The sequence below is a fragment of the Bacteroides faecalis genome, from assembly GCF_003865075.1.
GTDB lineage: Bacteria > Bacteroidota > Bacteroidia > Bacteroidales > Bacteroidaceae > Bacteroides > Bacteroides faecalis.
The window spans coordinates 368,986-391,318 of record NZ_BHWB01000003.1 but is presented as its reverse complement, the minus strand read 5'-3'; the positions used below and the strand labels follow the sequence as shown (position 1 = coordinate 391,318).

Here is a 22,333-nt window from a genome sequence, read left to right as displayed (position 1 = left end):
CATAAACGACCGCTTATTTCTTTTAAATTAAGTATATTTGATTCGCATCATCTATATTTTTTGAAAGACTTTAATCTTCTTGGCTTCTTATATAACTTTGATAAAACTTTTGCCCAGCCAACTTAAAATGTAATCTTTAATATTTTTGCATTATATCCTCCTACGGAAACCTCTGTAGCCTTATAAGGTAATAAACAAATACATTCTTTTGCACCTGTCAATAAATCTATTGCCTGATAATTGTCCATTTGAGGAATCTGCAAAAAGTCGAATGCGTGTGAAGGCACATTAATCGCAACATCCACCAGCTGACTGTCAAAATTGACAACGATAAACAATAACTCATTTTTGAATTTTCTCATGAAAGTATACTGCTTATGTTCGTTGAAGCGCCATCCATTTTGATTAGCATACATAAGGTCGAAAAAAACGCCATGTGCAATGGCCCGTTCTTCGTTACACAACGTCAATACTTTCTGATAGACCTTGTATAATCTCTTATGTTCTTCGGACAACATTTTACCATCAAACTTTCCACCATTTCGCCAACGACGAATAGTATCTACACTCCAATAGTCGAAAATAGTTGTTCTACCATCTCTTCCGCTGAATCCTTCGCTATCCATCCCCATTTCTCCAAATTCCTGACCAAAATAAATCATCATAGGATTGGTATTCATACAAGCAGAAACAACAAGAGCAGGAATACCTTTGCGTGGATCACTAGCAAAGAAATCAGAAGCAATGCGCTGTTCATCATGGTTTTCCAGGAAGTTCAGCATTTTCTTTTCAATCCCGTTTAGACTTTGCCAGCAATGTGTGATAGCCGATGCGGATGTGTATCCACAAGCTACATTGCGAAGCGTGTCGTATAAACCGACTTTATCGTATAGATAATCAAATTTTCCGCGAAACAGATAATTTCTGTATTCATTCGGATTATAGACTTCTGCAATAAAAAGAACATCAGGATACGCTTCTTTAACCTGAGGTATTGCCCATTCCCAGAACTCTACAGGAACCATTTCGGCCATGTCACAACGGAATCCGTCAATATTCTTCGAAGCCCAGAATAAAAGGATATCCAACATCTTAATCCAAGTATCCGGAGTCGGGGAGAAGTGGCAAGTTCCGCCGTTCTGATAATCTACTCCGTAGTTTAGTTTGACTGTTTCATACCAATCGTTGATATTTGGAGTTGCATCGAAACGGTTATTACCTGTAGCTTTAGCAGGAAATTCCCGATAAGGCTCAGCCGCACTTTCTTTCATATCAAATTGTCCATGAAGTTCGGCTTGTGGAATATAGTAGAAATTGTTGTAAGGACTAAAAGAGTAGCTTGGATCATCATTTGCTCCAAGTTCTGTCGTTCCGTCCGGTTGTGCGTCAGAATGATATTGACGGGCAACATGATTAGGAACAAAATCAATAATTACTTTCAAACCTGCCCGATGAGTACGGTGTACCAGATTCTCAAACTCTCTCATCCGTTCCGGTACATCATTTGCTATATCTGGATCTACGTCATAATAATCTTTGATTGCATAGGGCGAACCAGCTTTTCCTTTTACAATTGCCGGATGGTCAGGACGTATATTATATCTTCGGTAATCAGTCTGTGTTGCATGTTCGATAATTCCTGTATACCAAATGTGGGTGGTTCCTAACTTTTTAATTTCATTTAAAGCTTTGAGAGTAAAGTCAGCCATTTTACCACATCCGTTAGTGGCAATATCTCCATTATATATGCAATGGTTGTTATTGTTCCCAAACAGGCGGGCAAACACCTGATAAATGATTATTTTTTTATCGTCATTCATATAGAGTAGATTTTTATTTCCAAGTTTTTCCTTTCTCTTCCAGCAGTTGCTTTATTATATTATTAGCAGTTTGATAACCTTGTCCAAAGATCTCTTCCGCTTTTTCCAATTCCGTATTGTTATAGCCATAGAGATTGTATGGTTCGACTAACAGATCGCATTTCTCTCTTTCGGGAAAGGTATTGGCACGGAACATAAAATGGAAAGAACGCATAGCAATGCTTACAATATTCATTTTATAATCTTCTGCTATGATAGGGCTTACATTGATTGCCACTACTTTGTCGCAAATCCTACGGATGGTGGAAACCGGAAGATTCATCATTAATCCACCATCTACATAGTTTGTTCCTTCAATATTGACAGGGGCAAACATAACAGGCATACAGCAGGAAGCTGCAACCCGTTCGGCAATGGAACCGCGATGGAAGTGAACCATACGTCCATGATCGAGGTCAGTAGCTGTGATTATAAGTGGGATTTGGAGCTCTTCCAGATTCTTTGCTTTCAGATTGGTTCGGAGAAAGTCTATGAATTCGCATAAATCGAATAATCCCTTCTTAGGAATTACGAGTTTTGTTAAATCCTGAAATTTATGTCCGGAAAAGTAATCAAGTACTTTGTGTGGTTCATTGCCATCAGCATAAAAGACGCCAGCAAGTGCACCAGCACTAACACCAGAGATGATATCAGGTTTGATATCATGCTCTAACAATGCCTGCATTACTCCCAGATGTGCAAATCCTTTGATAAATCCCCCGCTTAAAGCGTATCCTATCTGATATTTACGGTTATTCCAATTGTTGGTAATTACCTCCATGAGTTATTTCCTTTCTTTTATTCGGTACGAATTTAGTGAAATTATTGATAGTAGAAGGAATATAACAAATAGTTTTTTGAATAGTTCCCAATTCCAGAAACGATTATTCGTCTTTATATTACAATTTAGAATCCGAAATCATCTACTTTTACATTTTGCTCTTCTGCCTCTTTGAAGGGTTTCGCTTCTTTCTGAACGGGATTTCCTTCAATATATACTGCACGGAATGGACGGGATGGACATACATATTCACATCCTCCACATCCTACACATATTTCTTTATTAATTTTGGGGAGCGTTAATCCGTTTCTGAAGGGTACCATAGAAATAGCCTGTGTAGGGCAGTGCTCAGAGCATGCTCCACAACTTGTTCCTTCAGTATATACAATACAATTCTCCTCAACAAAAACGACGTATCCCATTTGATTGAGATGTTTTTGTTCTACAGTTAGCGGACGAATAGCACCATTGGGACAAACATCACCACAGACCGTACAATCAAAATTACAGAAGCCTTTATCAAAGCTTACGGTGGGTTGCATCATGCCTGAAAGTCCATATTCGGAGAAAGATGGTTTCAATACATGAGATGGACATTTGCTTACACAAAGATGACATGATGTACATTTCTGTTGGAATTCTTCTCTGCTAACTGATCCCGGAGGGGTAATCGGATTTCTCTTTGTGTATGGTTTCTGACCTCCCATAGTAGCAACAGAAGCTTTGGCTTTAGTCAGAATCTTAGGAGTTGTTCCAGCCATTATACCTGCTGTTAGGAAACGGCGTTTGGACATATCTACAGCCTGTGTTTCCTCTTTTACTGAAATTTTCCGCTTTTTCTTAGGAGTTTTTTGTTGTTGCTTTAAAGAAGGGCTGTATATTAAAGCTTTCTGTTTACAAGCATCCAAACAATCGAAACAATCTACGCAACGACTGTGGTCGATAAAGTGTTCTTTACTATCAATACAAGCTGCTTTACATTTAGTTGCACAGAGCCCGCAACCATTGCATTTGTTGGTATCGATTCGGATTTTAAACAGTGAAAATCGGCTCAAGAATCCCAAAACAGTTCCTACAGGACATATTGTATTACACCATGTACGTCCATGCTTCCATGCAAGTATAACGATGATTCCTAATGTAACGATCGCAATGACAAAAGATGAAAGACTAAGAATAGACGCATCTACCCGATAAAACGTATAATTATCAAACTTAGAGAAAATAGATTCCAGCAGGTTATTGCCTAATATGTATACAGGTTTAAATACATTGGTAATAATTCGTCCAAAAGCACTATATGGGTCAAGCAAACCCAGTAATAGAGGGAGTTTGCATAAAAAAGTAATGATAACTATACCCAGTATGCCCCAGCGTAATATATTTTTGGCTGCACTGTAACTATATCTTTTTTTCTTCTTTCCGGTTGATTTTGAAATCTTTGCAATAATATCTTGCAGAATTCCCATCGGACAAATAGTGGAGCAGTAAATACGACCGAATAACAGACTAAGCACTATCAATACAATAAGTATACCTACACTAAGCGAAAGCAGGGCAGGAACAAATTGTATATGTGCTAACCTGTGGAAACTATTAGGTAATAGCTCTGCAAAATCGAGAAAATAAAAAGTTATCAGTGCAAATAATATAACTGATATTCCTATACGTATCTTTCTTAACATTGTGTTTTACATCTTAATTCGCTTCACATTCAGTTTGTCGATATCCATTGTTCCGACTTTCAGTGCTTCTCCTTTGGAGAGATGTCCTACTGTATCCAGAGGCATATCCCGGACCTGATTGAAGAATTTGGCAGCAGCAGTATCTACTGCTACAATATCCGGGGAAATGAACAAGCCTTTTGCCAATACTACATCTGATTCGGAACGTCCTCGTGGGCCGTTTGTCTTCATGATACGATAGGCATCGACGACATTGAGAACTGCTTTCTTTTCCATGGTACAAATATCTGCAATACATTGTTGCAAATCATGTTGATGGAAGAAGCCGCGATCCCATACGATGCCCATATGATTTTTCATAGAAATCGTCAGATTAGCTCCTCCATGGTTTTTGAGGATAGGCACATTGATCCATGCATCACAGTTTACGATAGCCTCATGTACTTTTGCCTTTTTCATATTTACACCGTTCGGCAAGTCTATCTGTTTATAATAAGATTCCAAATGAGCTGGCATTATTTTTGCACCGGCGTTTTTAACTACAGCTTCAATGCCACTATTCTTGTAGCATTTTTGCCAATCGTCACAAGTATGATCGAATACAGTTACTTCTTTCGCTCCGGCAGCAAAACATTGTTTGATGATTTCAGCCACTAATTTAGGGTTGGTGTTTCCAGCTAACTCAGGGACTTTATCCCAACCAATATTGGGTTTAACAACTACCTTTTGGCCGGGCTTTATAAATTGTTTCATGCCACCTAATTCTTTAATAGCACGTCGAAACATCTCTTCCGGTTCGCCCCCTATAACAGCTACCAGATCCGGTTTACCTCCTTTAGGTGTATTGATTGTCTGAGTAAGAACTTCCATTGCCTCAGACCGTTGTATGGTAAAAGCAGCACCGGTAATTGCCACTGCTTTAAAAAAGTCCCTTCTATCCATCTTTTTTTAGTTTTAAAGTTTAGCAATTGCTTTCAGCAAGGCGTAGCCGCCGAACCATTGAATAAGCATTCCTGGTATACCCATGCGAAAATCTTGTGCTGCTGCATAGAAATCTCCTACAAGTATCCATTCGAATGCAGTCCCTATGATTTGATAAGAGAGCACAACTCCGAGAACTGCTAACAGGGAGACTGATTTTACTGTTCGTGCAGCAATTGCAGCAGCTCCTGCAAGTAAAGTTGATTTTATCAATATTGCCGGTAAAACTGCGGCTGTAGGCATTGCAAATAGCAAATGATTGATGACAGGTGAGAGAATAGCTGTTAGTAATCCTACCCGAAAACCATATTTATATGAAGCAATTAACGTGAAAAAATAGATGGGCAATAAAGTCGGACCACCATAAGGAACGAGGTGACATAATTGTGGTAGAGCGATGTTACCTGTTACAAATAATAATGCGAACAGGTATGTTTTCACGTTGCTGTAATTCAGCGAATAGAGTTTGGCAGATGTTTCCATTTTCATTAATAACTTTAATGTTTATATGATAATGTCCTAATAATTAGACCTTTCTTGATAGAAATGGTTTAATCAGACTTGTATAATCTCGTAATTCATTGTTCCTAATCCGATTTTTTCGGCATGTTCCAGTCCGGCAAGCCAATTGGTATTTGGGTGCATCAAGTGAAACTTATCACACCCGCAGAGATCATCATGGTCATGTTTTTCGGACAATCGGTTACCACTGTGTAGGATAGGGGCTTTGATTACCATATCGGCACAAGCTTTATCCAGCGCTACCGGATCGAGCGAAGCAAGTATTCCTAAATCCGGAATAATAGCTGCATCGTTATGATTCCAACAATCACATTCGGGTGATACGTTCATAATAAAACTGACATGGAAATGAGGTTTGTCTTTAACCACTGCTAATGAGTATTCTGCGATCTTGTAGTTTAGCCGTTCGGAAGTATCTTCATCGCCCATAATTGCTCCGTCATACTGGCAAAGAGCTACACATTGACCACAACCGATACATTTGTCGTAGTCAATTTCTGCTTTTCGCTGAGCATTCAAATGTACAGCATCATGGGCGCAATGTTTTACGCAGATATTGCATCCTATGCAGCTTTCCGTATCTATTTTAGGTTGAGAGGCACTATGAAGCTCCAACTTACCGGCAACACTAGCACATCCCATACCCAGATTTTTCAATGCCCCACCGAAACCTGCCTGCTCGTGCCCTTTGAAATGATTCATACTGATGATAACATCTGCATCGGCAATGGCAGTTCCTATCTTTGGTGCTTTGCAATATTCACCATCTAATGCTATTTCCTTACAGTCTGTTCCTTTCAGGCCATCACCAATAATAACCTGACATTGAGCAGAAATTGGATTGAAACCATTTTCCATTGCACTTTGCAAATGATCTACAGCATTGGCACGACGACCAGAATAGAGCGTATTACAATCTGTCAGGAATGGTTTAGCACCAGAGCTTCGAAGTAAATTAGCCATTCTTGCAGCATAATTGGGACGAATATATGCTAGGTTTCCTGGTTCTCCAAAGTGTATTTTGATAGCGACAAAACTGTCTTTCAGAGGTAGGGTAGTGATACCTGCTTTCTTTACTAGACGTTCCATCTTATCCAAAAGATTGGACGTAGGAGTAGTTCTAAGATTTGTATAATATACTTTTGATGTTTGCATAGTTAGTAATTTGTGAGTTTGTTGCTTACAAAAGTAATGTAATTTTTGAATAGCACATTGTTATTCTGTTGTTTTTTCGCAAAAAAAACTGAAAAAAGGAAGTCGTTATCCAATTTTTAACGCTCTTATGTACTATATGTTTTCTTATTTTTGTTTATGACTATTGTGAAAGTAAATCTAATCAGGAGGAGCTTGAATATAATGTAGAGTGAAATAAAAACTAGAGCAAGGGACCGTAAGAGGTAACCATACTTTAGCTTTGCAATAGGTTTACGTTTAGTTTCATAAGGCCGAAACTGTTTTTTGTATTAAATGGAACAAAGTTTTGTGACTTTATATTATTAGATGTAGAGGTATAGATTATTAGTACGATCTGAATGGCAAACTAAGGTTGTTGTATAAAGGGCTCTTGATCAAAGAGTTTCCTGCAAAATGAAGATTCTTATTCAGTCGTTCTTCTCGTAATATTTCATAATCTATATGGAGGTATCTCAATAGAATTTAGAGAAGACAATAACTACCACTGACATACTGCTCTTTTTTATGAGTCAGTATGTTATAACAATAAAAATAGCTGATAATCAGGAACTATTGGATTTTACGATAAACGTCATCAAACGGTACCCTGCACCGTTCTCCCCAGATTCCTTTGTTTCCATCCCGTATACCACAGGGGATAACCATATTTATTTCAGCTCCATAAGGCAATTTCAGTGCTTTTTTAAGCCGCCGACTATCCAAACCTTCTAACGGGCAAGTGTCATACCCCTCGTTTGCCATTGCAATCATAAATGTCTGGGCAGCGAGTGCACAAGATTTATGTGCAACGACACGCATGTCATTTTCAGAAACCTCGAGCATCATCGGACGGAAAATACTTATGACGTTAGCCAGCAGTTTTCTGAACAGCCCTAAAATTCCGAAGAAACGTGCATAAACAAACGGCATTAATATCCCATAGTACAATTCCCGGTCTTTAATACGTTTAGCCTGACGTTCTTTCGGACTATTACGGTGAATATTTTCTTTCTCAAACTCAAGTACATACTTTGCACGCTTCTTATATAGATCTTGCCGTACAACGAAAACGACCACTTGTGAAGCAGTGGCAGTCGATTTCTGATCAAGACAAGCTTTTGAAACTTTTGCCAACAATTCAGGTTGTGTGATATGGTAAAATTCCCACAATTGCATATCTGAACTATTAGGAGCTAACGTTGCCAGTTCCAGACAATGTCTTACTTTTTCCGGGTCTATAGTTTTTTCTTTATCATACGCCCGTACGGAACGACGGTAATGGAGAACTTCATCTAAATTCATAATTCTACTAATTTGATTAAAATATTTTTTTTAGATTTAATGATTGCCTGAACTGTGTCGGAGAAACAGACGTTTTATCCTTGAACAAACGATGGAGTGATTGAGAATGTTCAAATTTCTAGCTCGTTTGTTTAAACTCTTGGTTTCTTACTTGAAACAATTTATAGTAAAGCAACATTGGTTTTACCTAATCTAAGATTATATTTTATTTCTAATTTATACTGTTTTTATCGTCTCTGTTTTTATTTTACTAGATGGTGTCTATATCCTAAAATCTTAATATACTGTTTTTGCTTACATCGATATACATTATTACACAAAGAAGAATAACCTCACCTTTTCATTCAAGAAAAAACTATTTTCGGGATAAAAACTATGGAAGTTGCATCCTTTCCTTAATCTTTCCCCATGCGTGTGTATCAAACAGACAACTTTGGCGCATTGTCTGATACATCTTTTTGAATCTGGACATTGGTATCGTATAGCTCAATTTATCCGGTTCAAAATAAGGTCGCACAGAAGGATCAAAGAATCCGATAAAAGTTCTTTTGCCATTCTTTCGGTTTTCAATGGTGGCTTGTGTCACCACTGTACTACAACCGGAACCGAAGGTAGCTACGACGCAATCATGTGCATTGTTATCAAAGAAAGCCCAAGTTGTCAATCCTGAAAGCATATCAGGATTTGCCAGAAATATAATTCCTTCTTTATTCTCTAAATCTTCTACCTTATCTATACGAGCAAAATGAAGATATTTATTCTCAGTTTTGGGCACTTCCATCTGACGAATAAAGTCGGTCACCATTTCAGGAGTTTGTTTGTATCTCTCTTTGAGGGAAACGAATGTTGGTATATGTTCCGACATCTCAGCAAATCCTGTATAGAATTTACCCCCACCACAACCGATCGTTTCAGCATTCAGACTGATAATTCCACCATTTCTAACGATTTTCATTTCTTTGAAGAAGCAGCCGTTTATTTTCTCAGTTTCTCCTTCCAGAATATCAGAGTACCAGAATACAAGAGGTAGTTCCGATGATTCACCGAATGCCTCTTTAAAGTTTTGAATAAATGTTTTGATTTCCATGATACATTGATTTTTGTTTAACCTAAAGGTTATACACAAAGTTAGAATAAAAAAGCGATACACCAATTGTTGAGAAATTAATAATTAATAAATTAGAAATTAATATCGGAAACCTTCTTTTTACATTCTTCAAGCTTCTCTAATCCTTCTTTTGAAAGTGTGGGATAATGTAAATCCAGTCTTTTCATGCGTTCACCAATGATTTTGCTTACTGCATATCGCATAAACCATTTATTATCAGCGGGAATAACATACCACGGAGCCACTTCTGTAGAAGTTTCTGTAAGTACATCTGCATAAGCTTTCATATATTCATTCCAAAATTGACGTTCTTTGATATCGGCAGAAGAAAACTTCCAATTTTTAGACTTATCTTCCAGTCGTTCCAAGAAACGTTTTTTTTTGCTCGGCTTTCGATACATTAAGAAAGAACTTTAGGATAATCGTTCCGTTTTCCGTCAGGTATCGTTCGAAATCATTAATCTGGCGGTAACGATGTTTCCAGAAATCAACATCTATATCATCTATATTTTCAATGCCTGGGAGTTTGTTCGACAGAATGATTTCAGGATGCACTTTAGCAATCAATACGTCTTCATAATGTGAACGGTTGAAAATACCGATTCTTCCTCTTTCAGGAAGGCAACGATTAATACGCCAAAGGTAATCATGATCCAATTCTTCAACGGATGGTTGTTTGAAAGAGAAAACCTGGCAACCTTGCGGATTGATGCCGGACATAACATGTTTAATGGTTCCATCTTTGCCGGCAGCATCCATTGCCTGAAAAATGATAAGAATGGAATATCGGTCCTGTGCATAAAGTTTACTCTGGAGGTCGGAAAGTTTTTCAATATCTTTTGCTAATTGTTCCTTAGCATCTTGCTTAGAGATACCTCCAGTAAAAGATGAGTCGAAATCAGCTACCAGATGATTCTTTCCCGGTTTAGCCAATAAGTCTTTAAAAATGTCTTTTTCCATAAGTTTGAAATTTGAAAGTTTCTACTAATCTAATAAAAACATTTAGAGAGATTGATTAGTTTTTTGATGAAGATAGATAAAATATGTGTTTTAACTATATGTCTTAAAAGATAATTACTTATATTTGTCTCAGTGACTTTAAAATGGTTATCGTGAAAAACAATTTTAAGATTACTGTAGAAAAACGATACAACAATAAAAACAACCGATTATGAATCAAGAACTGTCAATGAATGCCAATCAGCTGGTGGCATACTTGCAAAAGCCTACCTCAGAGTTTACTAAGGCAGACATTATCTCATTTATTCAGCAGAACAACATTCGCATGGTGAATTTTATGTATCCGGCGGGTGATGGTCGTCTGAAAACATTGAATTTCGTTATCAACAATCAGGCTTATCTGGAAGCTATTCTTACTTGTGGAGAGCGGGTAGATGGTTCCAGCCTTTTTTCTTTTATAGAGGCGGGAAGTAGTGATCTTTATGTCATTCCTCGTTTCCGTACCGCATTTGTAGATCCTTTTGCGGAAATTCCCACGTTGGCCATGCTTTGTTCTTTCTTTAATAAAGATGGCCAACCTTTGGAAAGTTCTCCTGAGCATACACTCCACAAGGCTAGTACGACATTTACAGATGTTACAGGTATGGAGTTTCAGGCGATGGGCGAACTAGAATATTATGTGATAGCACCGGATACAGATACGTTTCAGGCAACCGACCAACGCGGATATCATGAATCAGGTCCTTATGCTAAATTTAATGAATTCCGTACGCAATGTATGTCATATATTGCACAAACGGGTGGACAGATAAAATATGGGCATTCTGAGGTTGGAAATTTCACCTTGGATGATTATATTTATGAGCAGAATGAGATTGAGTTTCTACCTGTGCGCGTAGAAGAAGCCGCAGATCAATTGATGGTGGCAAAATGGGTGATACGTAACTTAGGATTTGAATATGGATACAATGTGACCTTCGCTCCTAAAATTACAGCAGGAAAAGCCGGATCGGGACTACATATTCATATGCGTATAGTCAAAGATGGTAAAAACCAAATGTTAAAGGATGGAGTTTTGTCGGAAACAGCACGTAAGGCAATTGCAGGTATGATGGTTCTTGCTCCTTCAATAACAGCTTTCGGGAATACGAATCCAACTTCTTATTTCCGCCTTGTTCCCCATCAGGAAGCACCGACGAATGTTTGTTGGGGAGATCGTAATCGTTCTGTATTGGTCCGTGTTCCTCTGGGATGGGCTGCTAAATCGGATATGTGTGTACTGGCAAATCCATTGGAGTCTGAAAGCCATTACGATACCAGTCAGAAACAGACAGTTGAGATGCGTTCACCGGACGGTTCGGCAGATATTTATCAGTTGCTTGCCGGATTAGCTGTTGCCTGTCGGCATGGTTTTGAGATAGAGAATGCTCTGGATATTGCTGCTAAGACTTATGTGAATGTAAATATTCATCAGAAGGAAAATGAAGATAAGTTGAAATCGTTGGCCCAGTTGCCGGATAGTTGTGTGGCGTCTGCTGATTGCTTGCAGCAACAACGTGCTATCTTTGAACAATATAATGTATTTAGCCCGTCAATGATTGAAGGGATTATTCGTAAACTTCGCAGTTACGAGGATAAGACGTTACGTGCAGAATTGGAGGGTAACCCACAAGCAATGCTTGATTTAGTGAATAAGTATTTCCATTGCGGATAGTAAAATCAATGTAATAATACACTAAAGCTTAAATCTGATTTCAGCACGAATATCGGATTTAAGCTTTTTGTTTTTCTATAAACTTTTGGTTAAATCTATGAAATGAGTCATTATTCCACAACTGTGTATTGAAATTCCACATCATTCTACACAAGTTCTACATTTATACTTACTAGTCTTTTTTGTTATGTTGCTGAATATCAATGATAAATTGTATAATCTCCACTTTGGCATTTGCTTTGCATTAAGATAAGCATTAGAGAGAACAAATAAATGTTTTATTATTTACACTTAAACAATTACGATTATGAAAAAGGTATTAGTAGCAGTAGCATTAGTAATGGGATTAGGAAGTTCTGTAGCATTTGCACAAGTAGTTAAGGATTCTACAGCAGTAGAAACTGTGGCACAAAATCCACAGGATGAGTTTACCAAAATAGAGGTGAAGGATCTACCCGAAGCAGTAACACAGGCAATTGCGAAAACCTATGAAGGTTCTTCTATTAAGGAAGCTTTTGTTGCAGAGAAGGAGAGTGGTAAAGTCTATAAAGTGATAGTTACCACAAAAGACGCTAAAGATGTAACCGTTTTGATGAATGAAAAAGGGGAAGTAGTTGAATAAAAGTATCACTAAATTAGTTTATGCTATTTTGATTGTAAACTTCTCCATAAAGAAGATAATGAACGTAATATAAACTAATGAAGATGATGCAATTAAGCAAAACTTTATTGTAATAAATAGCCTATGTTAAAGTTCCGGTTCGTGATGAATCGGAACTTTATGATATTTATATCGGTATAGATTATTCTATCTTTTTACGAATATGGCTAATTGTTTCCGGAGTAACCCGGAGAAAAGAGGCAACTTCTCTGAGTGTGATGTAATTTTGAAAGTCAGGGTAGCGGCTTACTAAATCCCAATATAGTTCAGTTGGAGTCTTACAATAGACATCCAATAAACGTTTATAGGTTTGTACAAACAATTCCTCTGCCAGAATTCGTTCCAATTGTTGGTTGGCTTCATTAGCCGTGAAGAATTTCCTCATTTCTTCAGCCGGGGCATAATAGATTATTGAATTGGTGGCAGCCTGTATACTTACCATTGCTTTTTCTCTTCTGAGACAAGCAGGATAGTCACCTACATATTCTCCGGCAAAAGAGTAGCCTACGATATGCTCACATCCTCTGTCGTCTGTACAAACATATCGAAATAAGCCTTCTTGTATATACGCTCCATTCCCGGTCTGAAATCCCTGTTGGGCGAAATACTCTTTCTTTTTAATCTCCTTGTATTGACCATACTTCAGAAAAAACTCTTTGAACGCAGAGAACTCTTCACGTTCAGCATAATGGTTGAAGTTCTTCATACATAGTTGTTTTCGTGTTTTTATTGTCAGCAAATATATTTGAAAAAGTAATATTGCGACTAATCTTTGTTTATTTAAAAAGATAATTTAAATATGTGCCCGTTTCTGAACACAACTTTTTCATTTATTAAAGCTATGTATGATTTATCCTAGATACTTATTTGTCAAAGAATAGATGAATGTATTGAATATTAATGTGCTTTATTATTTTATATCAATCCAATCGCCCAAGACAAAATTCTGTTTCAATAACTCATAATAATGTGCATCTATAAAATGTTCATTTTTAAAGCAAGCTTTGTGATGTATTCCGGTTTTCTTAAACCCTACTTTCTCCAATACGCGCATAGAAGCTGTATTAAATTCATAGACCGAAGCATACAAACGTATTATGTCTGTTTGTTGAAAGTAACGTCTTATTGCATCCTTTAAGGTTATGCTCATTATTCCTTTATTCCAATAGTTCTCTGATAACCAATAACCGACTTCCGAATTGAACTTTTCGACGTCTGTTCCGCGGAGGAACCCGATATTACCTACTGCTTCATTATTTATTTCAATACAGAATTCGTTTTGTGTCGGTTGTTTAGTAGCATAAGTAATAAATTTAATTGCATCCTTTTCTGTATATGGAAAAGGAAGCCCATCCCGGCAATTATCCCATATCTTTTTATTATTCAGATGCGTAGCTAATGACTGGACATCTGAATCTTTCCAAGTTCGGAGTATATATTCCATAATCATTCTGATTATTTAATCTCAAATCTAGCTTTCATTTCGTATTTATATTTAATTTTTCGGAGTGCTGTTGAATTTGGATCTCTCGGTGAGGTAAAAGTTGCATTGCTAAATGAAGCTTGCGCAGGCATAAAATGATTGCCTTGTTCTTCTGGCTCTATGATACGTAAAATATCTCCCAATTGTTTCCCCATACAATCGACAAGATAAGTTGCTTTAACTTTCGCAGCTTTTAAGGCTTCTATTTTTCCCAGTTTGCGATATGATGCTTGATCTTTATTTTTCAATTCTCCGAAGTGGAGTGCATTTATTCCTTTATGGTTGATATTCTTGATAATTGCATCAACGATCTTGAAATTATCAAGTTTCAGATCGAATTCTTTGCTGACTAAGAAGTCTTTACCAGTTTGGCGCCAATAATTACCTATTTCCCATACACGAATATTAGAAGGGGCAACTCCTATGTTTTGCAAAGTAGCCATTAAATCCTTTTCGATGTTTTCGATAGGAACTTTTGTTTTGTATTGCTCAGGTTTGGTATTATCCTGAAACTCTTCTTCCCAATATTCTTGAATCTGGATGATTAGATGAATTTCATCCGGATCTACTTCAATCTCAGAGCTACCGGTTACTTCAATGTACTTTGATGAATCATCGTTCTGTGCGTGAAGCATTACTGAATAACTAAGCAGTAAAACGCTTAATAAAATAGCTTTTCTCATATTGCTGGTTATTTTGAGTTTGATACATGGGCAAAGTTAAAATAAAAAAGTAAGTAATGTGGATAAAAGCTATAAAATATATATTGGGGGGTATTATTCGCAGATATTTTATATTCGCAGATACTTTATTTGAGAAGATAATGTTAAGTATTGGACTATAATTATAAAAAAGATTTTTTATGATAAAGAAAAAGAGCATTTATAGTGCATTATTCGTAAAAAAGAGTTTCCTTTGTACCGAACAACAATAAAAGGTTTATTTCGATTTGATTATTTCACATGTATTTTCTCATTTATTGAGTATATCCATTTCTGATTAAGAACTTCCAAAAAACTTTCTTGTTGAATTATTAATTTTTTATATTTGAATTTTATGAATTTGTATGTTGGAAATCTTAACTATAATGTTAAGGAATCAGATTTGAGACATGTAATGGAAGAGTATGGAGCAGTTGCTTCAGTTAAATTAATCACTGATCGTGAAACAAGAAGATCTAAAGGTTTTGCGTTTATCGAAATGCCGAATGATACCGAAGCTGCAGACGTTATCAAGAAATTGAACGGTGCAGAATATGTTGGTCGTCCAATGGTTGTAAAAGAAGCATTGCCGAAGAACTAATGGAAAATCAATATTAGTATAAAGAAAGAGTGCGTTATCTATTGATAGCGCACTCTTTTTTCATTGATTACTAATCCTCATTGTTATCCTCTTCATCGTCCACCATATTATTGAGTTCCAGTTCCAGATCTACCAAATTTTGTTCCCATAATTTCAGGATATCTTTGGGTGTATCCTTAGCTGCCTTTTTGATCCTTTCCTGAGCAACAGATACTTCATGCTCTAATTGACTACGTCTACTCATATTTGTTATTGTTTTTGATTGACAAGGTTATAACAAGCAAATATAACAAATGGTTCAATAAAATCAATATTGATAATATAGGGTGAACCATTCGTGATATTGGCTGTTGTAAATCTGAATCTTTTAATACATATAATTATGCTCAATCTGATCGCTGTATTTTTAGTATGTTCAGGTGTTGGGATTGCTGTTCATATAGCAATAGACCTGACTCGTCGTCCGCAATCAATGAAAATAATGAATGCAGTGTGGATATTGACTGCATTGTGGGGAAGTTATCTGGCTTTATGGGCTTATAACAAATTTGGGCGAAGTACTCCAATGAAAATGGGGGATATGAAAATGGATATGTCTGGCATGAAAGAGACAGATATGTCCGGAATGAAGGGAATGTCAATGGATATGTCTATGGGTGGAATGAACCGTCCTCATTGGCAGTCTGTAGCATTGTCTGCACTCCATTGTGGAGCCGGTTGTACATTAGCAGATATTATTGGTGAGTGGTTCACAAACTATTTTCCAGTAACAATTGCAGGGAATCAGGTATTGGGGAACTGGGTACTTGATTTTATATTAGCTTTGATTATTGGAGTTTATTTTCAATTTTATGCTATTCGTGAAATGGAAAAGATTTCTGTGGGGAATGCCTTGTCCCGTGCTTTCAAGGCTGACTTTTTCTCACTTTTGTCTTGGCAGATTGGAATGTATGGCTGGATGGCTATTGTTATATTTGTTTTATTTGCCGCTACTCCGTTGCCGAAAGATACTTGGATGTTCTGGTTTATGATGCAGATTGCCATGCTTTTCGGTTTTATTTGTGCTTATCCGATGAACGCTTTGCTAATAAAGATTGGAGTGAAGAAAGGTATGTAATCTAAATAAATTATTCACTTAGCTGCGCTTTTAGAAGTATAGGAATTTCAGATGGTTCCTTAGCCATTTGAATTCCCGCAGCTGTAAGTGCGGTGATCTTTTCTTTAGCAGAACCGGAGTTTCCGGAAATTATAGCTCCAGCATGTCCCATTTGTTTTCCCGGAGGAGCGGATTGCCCTGCAATAAAAGCAACGATTGGTTTGGTGATATGTCTTTGTACATACTCGGCAGCCAGTTCTTCGGCATTTCCACCGATTTCGCCAATCATGACAATTGCTTCTGTCTCATCATCATTTTGAAACATTTCCAATAATTCACGGAAATAAAGCCCAACGACCGGATCACCACCCATACCAATGGCAGTTGATTGTCCCATGCCATTTGCGGTCAGATGATAAACAATCTCATAAGTTAAAGTTCCACTACGGCTGATTACTCCAATATTTCCTTTCTTGAATACGTTTCCCGGTAGAATACCCGCAAGGCTTTCTTCTGGTGAAATTAGTCCGGGGCAATTCGGACCAATTAACTTAGCTCCTTTGAGTTGGGTGAAACGATAGGCTTTGATGACATCCAATGTAGGCACGCCTTCAGATATACAGATAATTAATTTAATTCCTGCATCTGCTGCTTCCATGATAGCATCAGCCGCATGACTTGCAGGGACAAAAATGATAGAGGTATTAGCCTGTGTTTGTTTCACAGCTTCATACATCGTATTGAATACCGGAAGTCCGTCGATTTCAGTTCCTCCCTTTCCCGGAGAAGTGCCACCTACAACATTGGTACCATATTCTTTCATTTTCACAGCATGAAAATGTCCGTCTCTTCCTGTAATTCCTTGTACCAATAGGCGAGTCTCTTTATTAATAAGTATGCTCATACATTTCCTCCTTTCACTGATTGTACTGCCAATAAAGTCGCTTCATTCATTGTTTCTGTTACCTGAAAACGACTATGGTCTCTTAATAATCCCCGACCTGTATTTTCATTCGTTCCGGTGAGGCGAACGATGACCGGAATATCTGTTTGTAGTTGGTCAAAAGCTTGAATTAATCCTAACGCTACATCGTCACAACGGGTAATACCACCGAAAATATTGATGAAAACAACTTTTACTTTTGAATCATTCAACAATAGCTTCATAGCTTCAACTACTTTTACAGGATTTGAGCTTCCTCCAATGTCCAGGAAGTTAGCAGGAGTCCCCCCATGAAGTTTAATCATATCCATTGTGGTCATTGCCAATCCGGCACCGTTCACCATGCAGCCAATATTTCCATCCATACGTACATAACTAAAACCTCTGTCTTTCGCTGTTGCTTCTATTTGTTCTTCAGGAGTCGGTTCAAAAAGAGCGTGTATTTCGGGGTGTCGGTAGAGTGCGTTATCATCAAAAACCATTTTGGCGTCGATAGCTATAAGTGTACCTTGGGTAGTTAATGCCAGTGGATTGATTTCGGCTAACGAAGCATCAGTTTCTATAAACGTCTTGTAAAGTTTTTGTAGAATAGAACTCATACGTTCTGCTAATTCATTTCGCTTGAAAAATGTAAAAGCGAAACGACGTGCCAAATATGCAGGAAGCCCGACAAATGGATCAATGTTATAACGGATAATCTTCTCCGGAGTTTTGTGAGCTACTTCTTCGATATCCATTCCACCGGATGCGCTTATGATTAAAACAACTGATCGCATATTCCGATCGATAGTAAAACTAAGATAATATTCGGCGGCTATATCAACAGCCTCACTGACAAGTATTTGTTTTACAGGAAATCCTTTAATAGTCATATTTAGGATTTCATTAGCGTATTGACGTACGGATTCTTTGTCGTTGGCAAGTTTAATGCCTCCCGCCTTTCCGCGTCCACCTGTCAAAACTTGAGCTTTTATAGCTACTTTGTCTGTTCCTATTTCTTGATAGGTCTTTACTGCTTCGTCGGCAGTGTGACATAGCACATGCCGTTCGACTGGAATCCCATGCTTAGAAAAGATCTCTTTTGCCTGATATTCATGTACTTTCATGGATGATGGATTAAGTGTTTCTTATATATAAAACAATCAGGATAGCAAAAAAGTTGTGGGATAAGTAAATGAGAAGAGGATAAATAAAAAAGGAATGCTTCCCTAAAGAACATTCCTTTTCTGTGAATTATTTAGTTTATTTGATTATGCTATGCCGTGAGCAGCAACCGTAGCATCAATTTTCTTGATCAAACCTTGCAATACTGCACCAGGACCACATTCTGTGAAATCTGTTGCGCCATCAGCAATCATGTTCTTAACAGTTTGAGTCCAACGTACAGAAGCAGTCAGCTGAGCAACCAGATTCTTTTTGATTTCTGCAGGATCAGTATGTGGAAGCGCGTCTACATTCTGATAAACCGGACATTTGGGAGTATGAATTTCAGTAGCGTTGATTGCTGCTTCTAATTCTACTTTCGCAGGATCCATCAGTGGAGAGTGGAAAGCACCACCTACTTTCAGCGGCAGAGCACGTTTTGCTCCGGCAGCTTTCATCAGTTCGCAAGCTTTTTCAATACCTGGAACAGAACCTGAGATAACGATTTGTCCCGGGCAGTTGAAGTTAGCAGGAACACAAACATCACCTTCTGCATTTACAGTAGCACAGATTTCTTCTACTTTTTCATCCGGCAACGCGATGATAGCAGCCATAGTAGAAGGAGTAGCCTCACAAGCCTTTTGCATAGCTATCGCACGTGCATAAACCAATTTCAGACCATCTTCAAAACTCAAAGCTCCGGCAGCAACCAATGCAGAGAATTCACCTAAAGAATGACCGGCAGTCATTTCAGGTTTGAAATCGTCACCCATGCAAAGAGCAGAGATTACAGAGTGCAAGAATACAGCCGGTTGAGTAACTTTTGTCTGACGCAGATCTTCGTCAGTTCCGTTGAACATGATATCTGTTATGCGATATCCGAGGATATCATTTGCTTTTTCAAACAATTCCTTTGCTAAAGCAGAATTTTCATACAGGTCTTTACCCATTCCTACGAATTGAGCTCCTTGACCGGGAAACACAAATGCTTTCATCTTATTCAATATTTTAATTTATTGTTAATTGAGGGTGCAAAGGTACAGTTTTTTTATAAAATGATCGCACAAATTGTTTATTTTTGTGCAGTTCAATCGGGGAAATGCCATAACGGTCCATTGCCGTGACCGATATTTAGTTCTTTTCCTGCTATAATTGCGTTATTGATGTATTCTTTGCTTTGACGAACGGCTTCATTCATTGAATATCCTTTTGCCAGATAGGTTGCAATAGCTGAGGAGAGTGTACAGCCCGTACCATGTAGGTTTTTACTTTTAATCTTTTTCTTTTTATATATATATGTATTACCATCTAATGTATGAAGTACGTCACACATTTCGTCGCCTGGCAGGTGTCCTCCCTTTATAAGAACATAAATATTATATAATTCAGAAAGTTCCCGGGCTGTTTCTGTCATTTCATCCGGAGTGTGTAGTATTTTTCCCGTAAGGACTGCAATTTCATCCAAATTAGGAGTAATTAAAGATGTAAGTGGAAATAGTTCTTTTTTAATTTCTAGAATCGCATCTCCGGTCATTAATTGACGTCCGCTGGTAGATACCATAACCGGATCGTAAACTATATTTTTGGGCTTATATTTCTTGATACAATCAGCTATTACGTGAACAATGGAAGTGTCATCAATCATGCCTATTTTGATACTATCCGGTTGCAAATCGTCCATCACAGCTTCAATCTGTTTGCAGACAATTTCGGAAGGTAATGTGTGTACAGCCTGTACTCCTAATGTGTTTTGAATCGTAATGGCTGTAATGGCAGACGCTGCATAGCCTCCTAATGCAGAAATGGTTTTGATATCTGCCTGAATACCTGCCCCTCCCGAACAATCAGAACCGGCAATGGATAAAATGATCGGATGACGTTTCATTTTAGATTTTTTTTATAGTTCTTCCGCAAAGATAAAATAAAAAACAGTAAGGTACAAAATGAGATGTCGTTTAAAATACAATAACTACTCTTGTCATATTAAAAAGCAAAACTGATGAAAAGTACTGATAATAAAGTCGTATTGTTCTTTTTGTATTTAGTACAATAACTCCTTACCGGAACGACTAAAATACATAATGTGATTTGTAAGATAACAATAAGGTATGGTATGTAATGGATGATAGATAGTTTTTTATTTTTTTTTGATTAAAAAGATATGCTAAATTCAAACAAAATTACTGTATAATTTGATTAAACTTAGCAGTCGATTGAATGAAAATGACCGCTAAATTAGGGCAAACTTAGCGGTTAATTATCTCCAATTATACGGTCTTTTTTATATTCAATTACTGAGAAGTATGACACTAATGACGTTTTTTATCTTGAATTATAATATATATAGGGAAAAACAAATATTCCATTTTATTTTTTGATAAGTAATTTAATTATTTCTTCTTTATATATACTCCAAAAACTATTGTCATAAGTGTCATTTTGTCACAGATGGTTGATAATAAGTGAACTATAATAGAAGATATTTAAGGGTTTCTTACAAATACAAAAGTCTCGCCATCGCTTATCTTCAATATATTCTATCCCTTACCGGATGTTCCACTCTCCAAAATACTTACGATGGAGAATAATGTAAAGCAAATAGCTCCGAGCCCTGCCAAAACGCGAGATGGAATAAAATAATCATCATGCATCGAAGCAAGTTCAAATACGAAAGCAGCGAGGAACAAACAACTCAGTGCTGTCAATATCGGTATTAGAGGAATGCGATTGGATAATTTGAATTCATGGCGCCAGATTTTTGCCAGTAAAATCACTTTGCTGGAAATACTGTAGCAGACTAACCCCAATCCGATCATGATATATCCAATTACTCCATTTGTGCTACTTGAATCAGCAAGAATAACGAAGAGTCCCCAGACGAGAGAGATAGTCCCCATTAACAAAACGAGTTCTGGCCATTTACTGCGTTCCTTCGCGGAGTATACATTACGAATTTGACGGGCAATGGTAGCTACTAAAGCAATCAAGCTGGTACAAATACATGCGATTCCTGCCATTACATGACCTGCTACGAAATAAGCGGGATGAGAGTGACTACTTCCCAATAGGATAAATGCCCATATCCAGGCAACTGCTGATGTGACAATAGCTACTAATTTCAAGGCACGTTCCTGTCCTTCCGAAAAAGCTCCATCAGGTACGTCATTTCCGATACTTTTAGAATTGGCAGGAATTAGAGAAAAACGTGTAGAAGAAGTTGCAGCCGTTGCTACGCACATGGTTATCAATCCTACACCTGCTACTACATGACCTGCAACAAAAGAGGAAGAGGACGTAGAATTTGTGAACATCCATATACCTCCGATGATGGTAATGACTGCAACTGTATAGGCAAGTATTGGTAAACCATACTTTGACGATTTATTATAAGTATGTATGATTTGCCTGATTATTGTTGCTGCTGTACAGAACAATGCAATACATATCATACCTAGTGAAAACACAACGGGACCGGCTACTACGCGGCTTGGCGCATCTCCATATCCGTAAATAAATGCACCATATCCGAAGCAAAAAACGGCCATTATCAGAGGGATTGCTCTGAATAAAATACTCATTCCGTAATTCATAATTAAATTGCTTTAAAATTTCAACTAAAA

21 protein-coding genes and 1 pseudogene are annotated in these 22,333 nt (G+C 37.4%); 4 read left to right on the top strand and 18 right to left on the bottom strand.

Going from position 1 to position 22,333, the window contains the following annotated elements; genetic code table 11:
* Nucleotides 1-122: 122 nt before the first annotated feature.
* The 9 genes and pseudogenes from EJF25_RS07150 to EJF25_RS07110 form a co-directional block, all read right to left on the bottom strand.
* Nucleotides 123-1,820, bottom strand: coding sequence for an alpha-amylase family protein (locus EJF25_RS07150; RefSeq protein WP_125040670.1), 1,698 nt, complete (start codon nucleotides 1,818-1,820; stop codon nucleotides 123-125).
* A 13-nt stretch (nucleotides 1,821-1,833) separates the two neighbouring features.
* Nucleotides 1,834-2,640: a patatin-like phospholipase family protein gene (locus tag EJF25_RS07145; RefSeq protein ID WP_125040669.1), complete on the bottom strand. Its 807-nt coding sequence runs from the start codon at nucleotides 2,638-2,640 to the stop codon at nucleotides 1,834-1,836.
* Between the two features lie 125 nt (nucleotides 2,641-2,765).
* A complete protein-coding gene (locus tag EJF25_RS07140; protein ID WP_125040668.1) occupies nucleotides 2,766-4,325 on the bottom strand; it encodes a 4Fe-4S binding protein in 1,560 nt (519 codons plus the stop codon).
* A 6-nt stretch (nucleotides 4,326-4,331) separates the two neighbouring features.
* Nucleotides 4,332-5,267 (bottom strand): DUF362 domain-containing protein, encoded by a 936-nt coding sequence (locus EJF25_RS07135; RefSeq protein WP_125040667.1) that lies wholly within the window; start codon nucleotides 5,265-5,267, stop codon nucleotides 4,332-4,334.
* Between the two features lie 12 nt (nucleotides 5,268-5,279).
* Nucleotides 5,280-5,789 carry an ECF transporter S component gene (locus EJF25_RS07130; RefSeq protein WP_200832882.1) on the bottom strand — a complete coding sequence of 170 codons (510 nt, stop codon included), beginning with the start codon at nucleotides 5,787-5,789 and terminating at the stop codon, nucleotides 5,280-5,282.
* A 72-nt stretch (nucleotides 5,790-5,861) separates the two neighbouring features.
* Nucleotides 5,862-6,983: a DUF362 domain-containing protein gene (locus EJF25_RS07125; protein ID WP_125040665.1), complete on the bottom strand. Its 1,122-nt coding sequence runs from the start codon at nucleotides 6,981-6,983 to the stop codon at nucleotides 5,862-5,864.
* Nucleotides 6,984-7,571: 588 nt separating this feature from the next.
* Nucleotides 7,572-8,303, bottom strand: a complete 732-nt coding sequence (locus EJF25_RS07120) for a nitroreductase family protein (protein WP_125040664.1) — start codon at nucleotides 8,301-8,303, stop codon at nucleotides 7,572-7,574.
* A gap of 373 nt (nucleotides 8,304-8,676) precedes the next feature.
* Nucleotides 8,677-9,390 carry a DUF169 domain-containing protein gene (locus tag EJF25_RS07115; RefSeq protein ID WP_125040663.1) on the bottom strand — a complete coding sequence of 238 codons (714 nt, stop codon included), beginning with the start codon at nucleotides 9,388-9,390 and terminating at the stop codon, nucleotides 8,677-8,679.
* 92 nt (nucleotides 9,391-9,482) lie between these two features.
* Nucleotides 9,483-10,371 (bottom strand): annotated as a pseudogene (locus tag EJF25_RS07110) (polyphosphate kinase 2 family protein).
* 211 nt (nucleotides 10,372-10,582) lie between these two features.
* Here EJF25_RS07110 and EJF25_RS07105 point away from each other — a divergent pair.
* A complete protein-coding gene (locus tag EJF25_RS07105) occupies nucleotides 10,583-12,085 on the top strand; it encodes a glutamine synthetase family protein (RefSeq protein ID WP_125040662.1) in 1,503 nt (500 codons plus the stop codon).
* Between the two features lie 307 nt (nucleotides 12,086-12,392).
* Nucleotides 12,393-12,707, top strand: a complete 315-nt coding sequence (locus EJF25_RS07100; protein WP_125040661.1) for a hypothetical protein — start codon at nucleotides 12,393-12,395, stop codon at nucleotides 12,705-12,707.
* A gap of 181 nt (nucleotides 12,708-12,888) precedes the next feature.
* Here the strand turns inward: EJF25_RS07100 and EJF25_RS07095 are convergent, their stop codons facing one another.
* From EJF25_RS07095 to EJF25_RS07085, 3 genes are all read right to left on the bottom strand, one after another.
* Complete coding sequence (locus EJF25_RS07095; RefSeq protein WP_125040660.1) at nucleotides 12,889-13,452, bottom strand: Crp/Fnr family transcriptional regulator; 564 nt, start codon at nucleotides 13,450-13,452, stop codon at nucleotides 12,889-12,891.
* 204 nt (nucleotides 13,453-13,656) lie between these two features.
* Nucleotides 13,657-14,190 carry a GNAT family N-acetyltransferase gene (locus EJF25_RS07090; protein ID WP_125040659.1) on the bottom strand — a complete coding sequence of 178 codons (534 nt, stop codon included), beginning with the start codon at nucleotides 14,188-14,190 and terminating at the stop codon, nucleotides 13,657-13,659.
* An 11-nt stretch (nucleotides 14,191-14,201) separates the two neighbouring features.
* The gene (locus tag EJF25_RS07085; RefSeq protein ID WP_125040658.1) at nucleotides 14,202-14,912 is read right to left on the bottom strand and encodes an SIMPL domain-containing protein; all 711 of its coding nucleotides are present in this window, start codon (nucleotides 14,910-14,912) and stop codon (nucleotides 14,202-14,204) included.
* Between the two features lie 373 nt (nucleotides 14,913-15,285).
* Here EJF25_RS07085 and rbp point away from each other — a divergent pair, with 373 nt between their 5' ends.
* Complete coding sequence (rbp, locus tag EJF25_RS07080) at nucleotides 15,286-15,531, top strand: RNA-binding regulator (protein ID WP_025075302.1); 246 nt, start codon at nucleotides 15,286-15,288, stop codon at nucleotides 15,529-15,531.
* A 70-nt stretch (nucleotides 15,532-15,601) separates the two neighbouring features.
* Here the strand turns inward: rbp and EJF25_RS25060 are convergent, their stop codons facing one another.
* Nucleotides 15,602-15,775, bottom strand: coding sequence for a hypothetical protein (locus EJF25_RS25060; protein ID WP_187367590.1), 174 nt, complete (start codon nucleotides 15,773-15,775; stop codon nucleotides 15,602-15,604).
* A gap of 138 nt (nucleotides 15,776-15,913) precedes the next feature.
* Between EJF25_RS25060 and EJF25_RS07075 the strand changes: the two genes are divergently transcribed.
* Complete coding sequence (locus EJF25_RS07075) at nucleotides 15,914-16,648, top strand: DUF4396 domain-containing protein (RefSeq protein ID WP_125040657.1); 735 nt, start codon at nucleotides 15,914-15,916, stop codon at nucleotides 16,646-16,648.
* Nucleotides 16,649-16,658: 10 nt separating this feature from the next.
* Here the strand turns inward: EJF25_RS07075 and sucD are convergent, their stop codons facing one another.
* The 5 genes from sucD to EJF25_RS07045 form a co-directional block, all read right to left on the bottom strand.
* Nucleotides 16,659-17,531 carry a succinate--CoA ligase subunit alpha gene (sucD, locus tag EJF25_RS07070; protein WP_125040656.1) on the bottom strand — a complete coding sequence of 291 codons (873 nt, stop codon included), beginning with the start codon at nucleotides 17,529-17,531 and terminating at the stop codon, nucleotides 16,659-16,661.
* On the bottom strand, nucleotides 17,528-18,676 hold the full coding sequence (gene sucC, locus EJF25_RS07065) for an ADP-forming succinate--CoA ligase subunit beta (RefSeq protein WP_125040655.1): 1,149 nt from the start codon (nucleotides 18,674-18,676) through the stop codon (nucleotides 17,528-17,530). The genes sucD and sucC overlap by 4 nt, the downstream gene beginning before the upstream one ends.
* A gap of 144 nt (nucleotides 18,677-18,820) precedes the next feature.
* The gene (gene fabD / locus EJF25_RS07060) at nucleotides 18,821-19,708 is read right to left on the bottom strand and encodes an ACP S-malonyltransferase (RefSeq protein WP_125040654.1); all 888 of its coding nucleotides are present in this window, start codon (nucleotides 19,706-19,708) and stop codon (nucleotides 18,821-18,823) included.
* Between the two features lie 92 nt (nucleotides 19,709-19,800).
* Nucleotides 19,801-20,598, bottom strand: coding sequence for a bifunctional hydroxymethylpyrimidine kinase/phosphomethylpyrimidine kinase (gene thiD, locus EJF25_RS07055; protein WP_125040653.1), 798 nt, complete (start codon nucleotides 20,596-20,598; stop codon nucleotides 19,801-19,803).
* Nucleotides 20,599-21,250: 652 nt separating this feature from the next.
* On the bottom strand, nucleotides 21,251-22,303 hold the full coding sequence (locus EJF25_RS07045) for a DUF2776 domain-containing protein (protein WP_125040652.1): 1,053 nt from the start codon (nucleotides 22,301-22,303) through the stop codon (nucleotides 21,251-21,253).
* Nucleotides 22,304-22,333 lie beyond the last annotated feature (30 nt).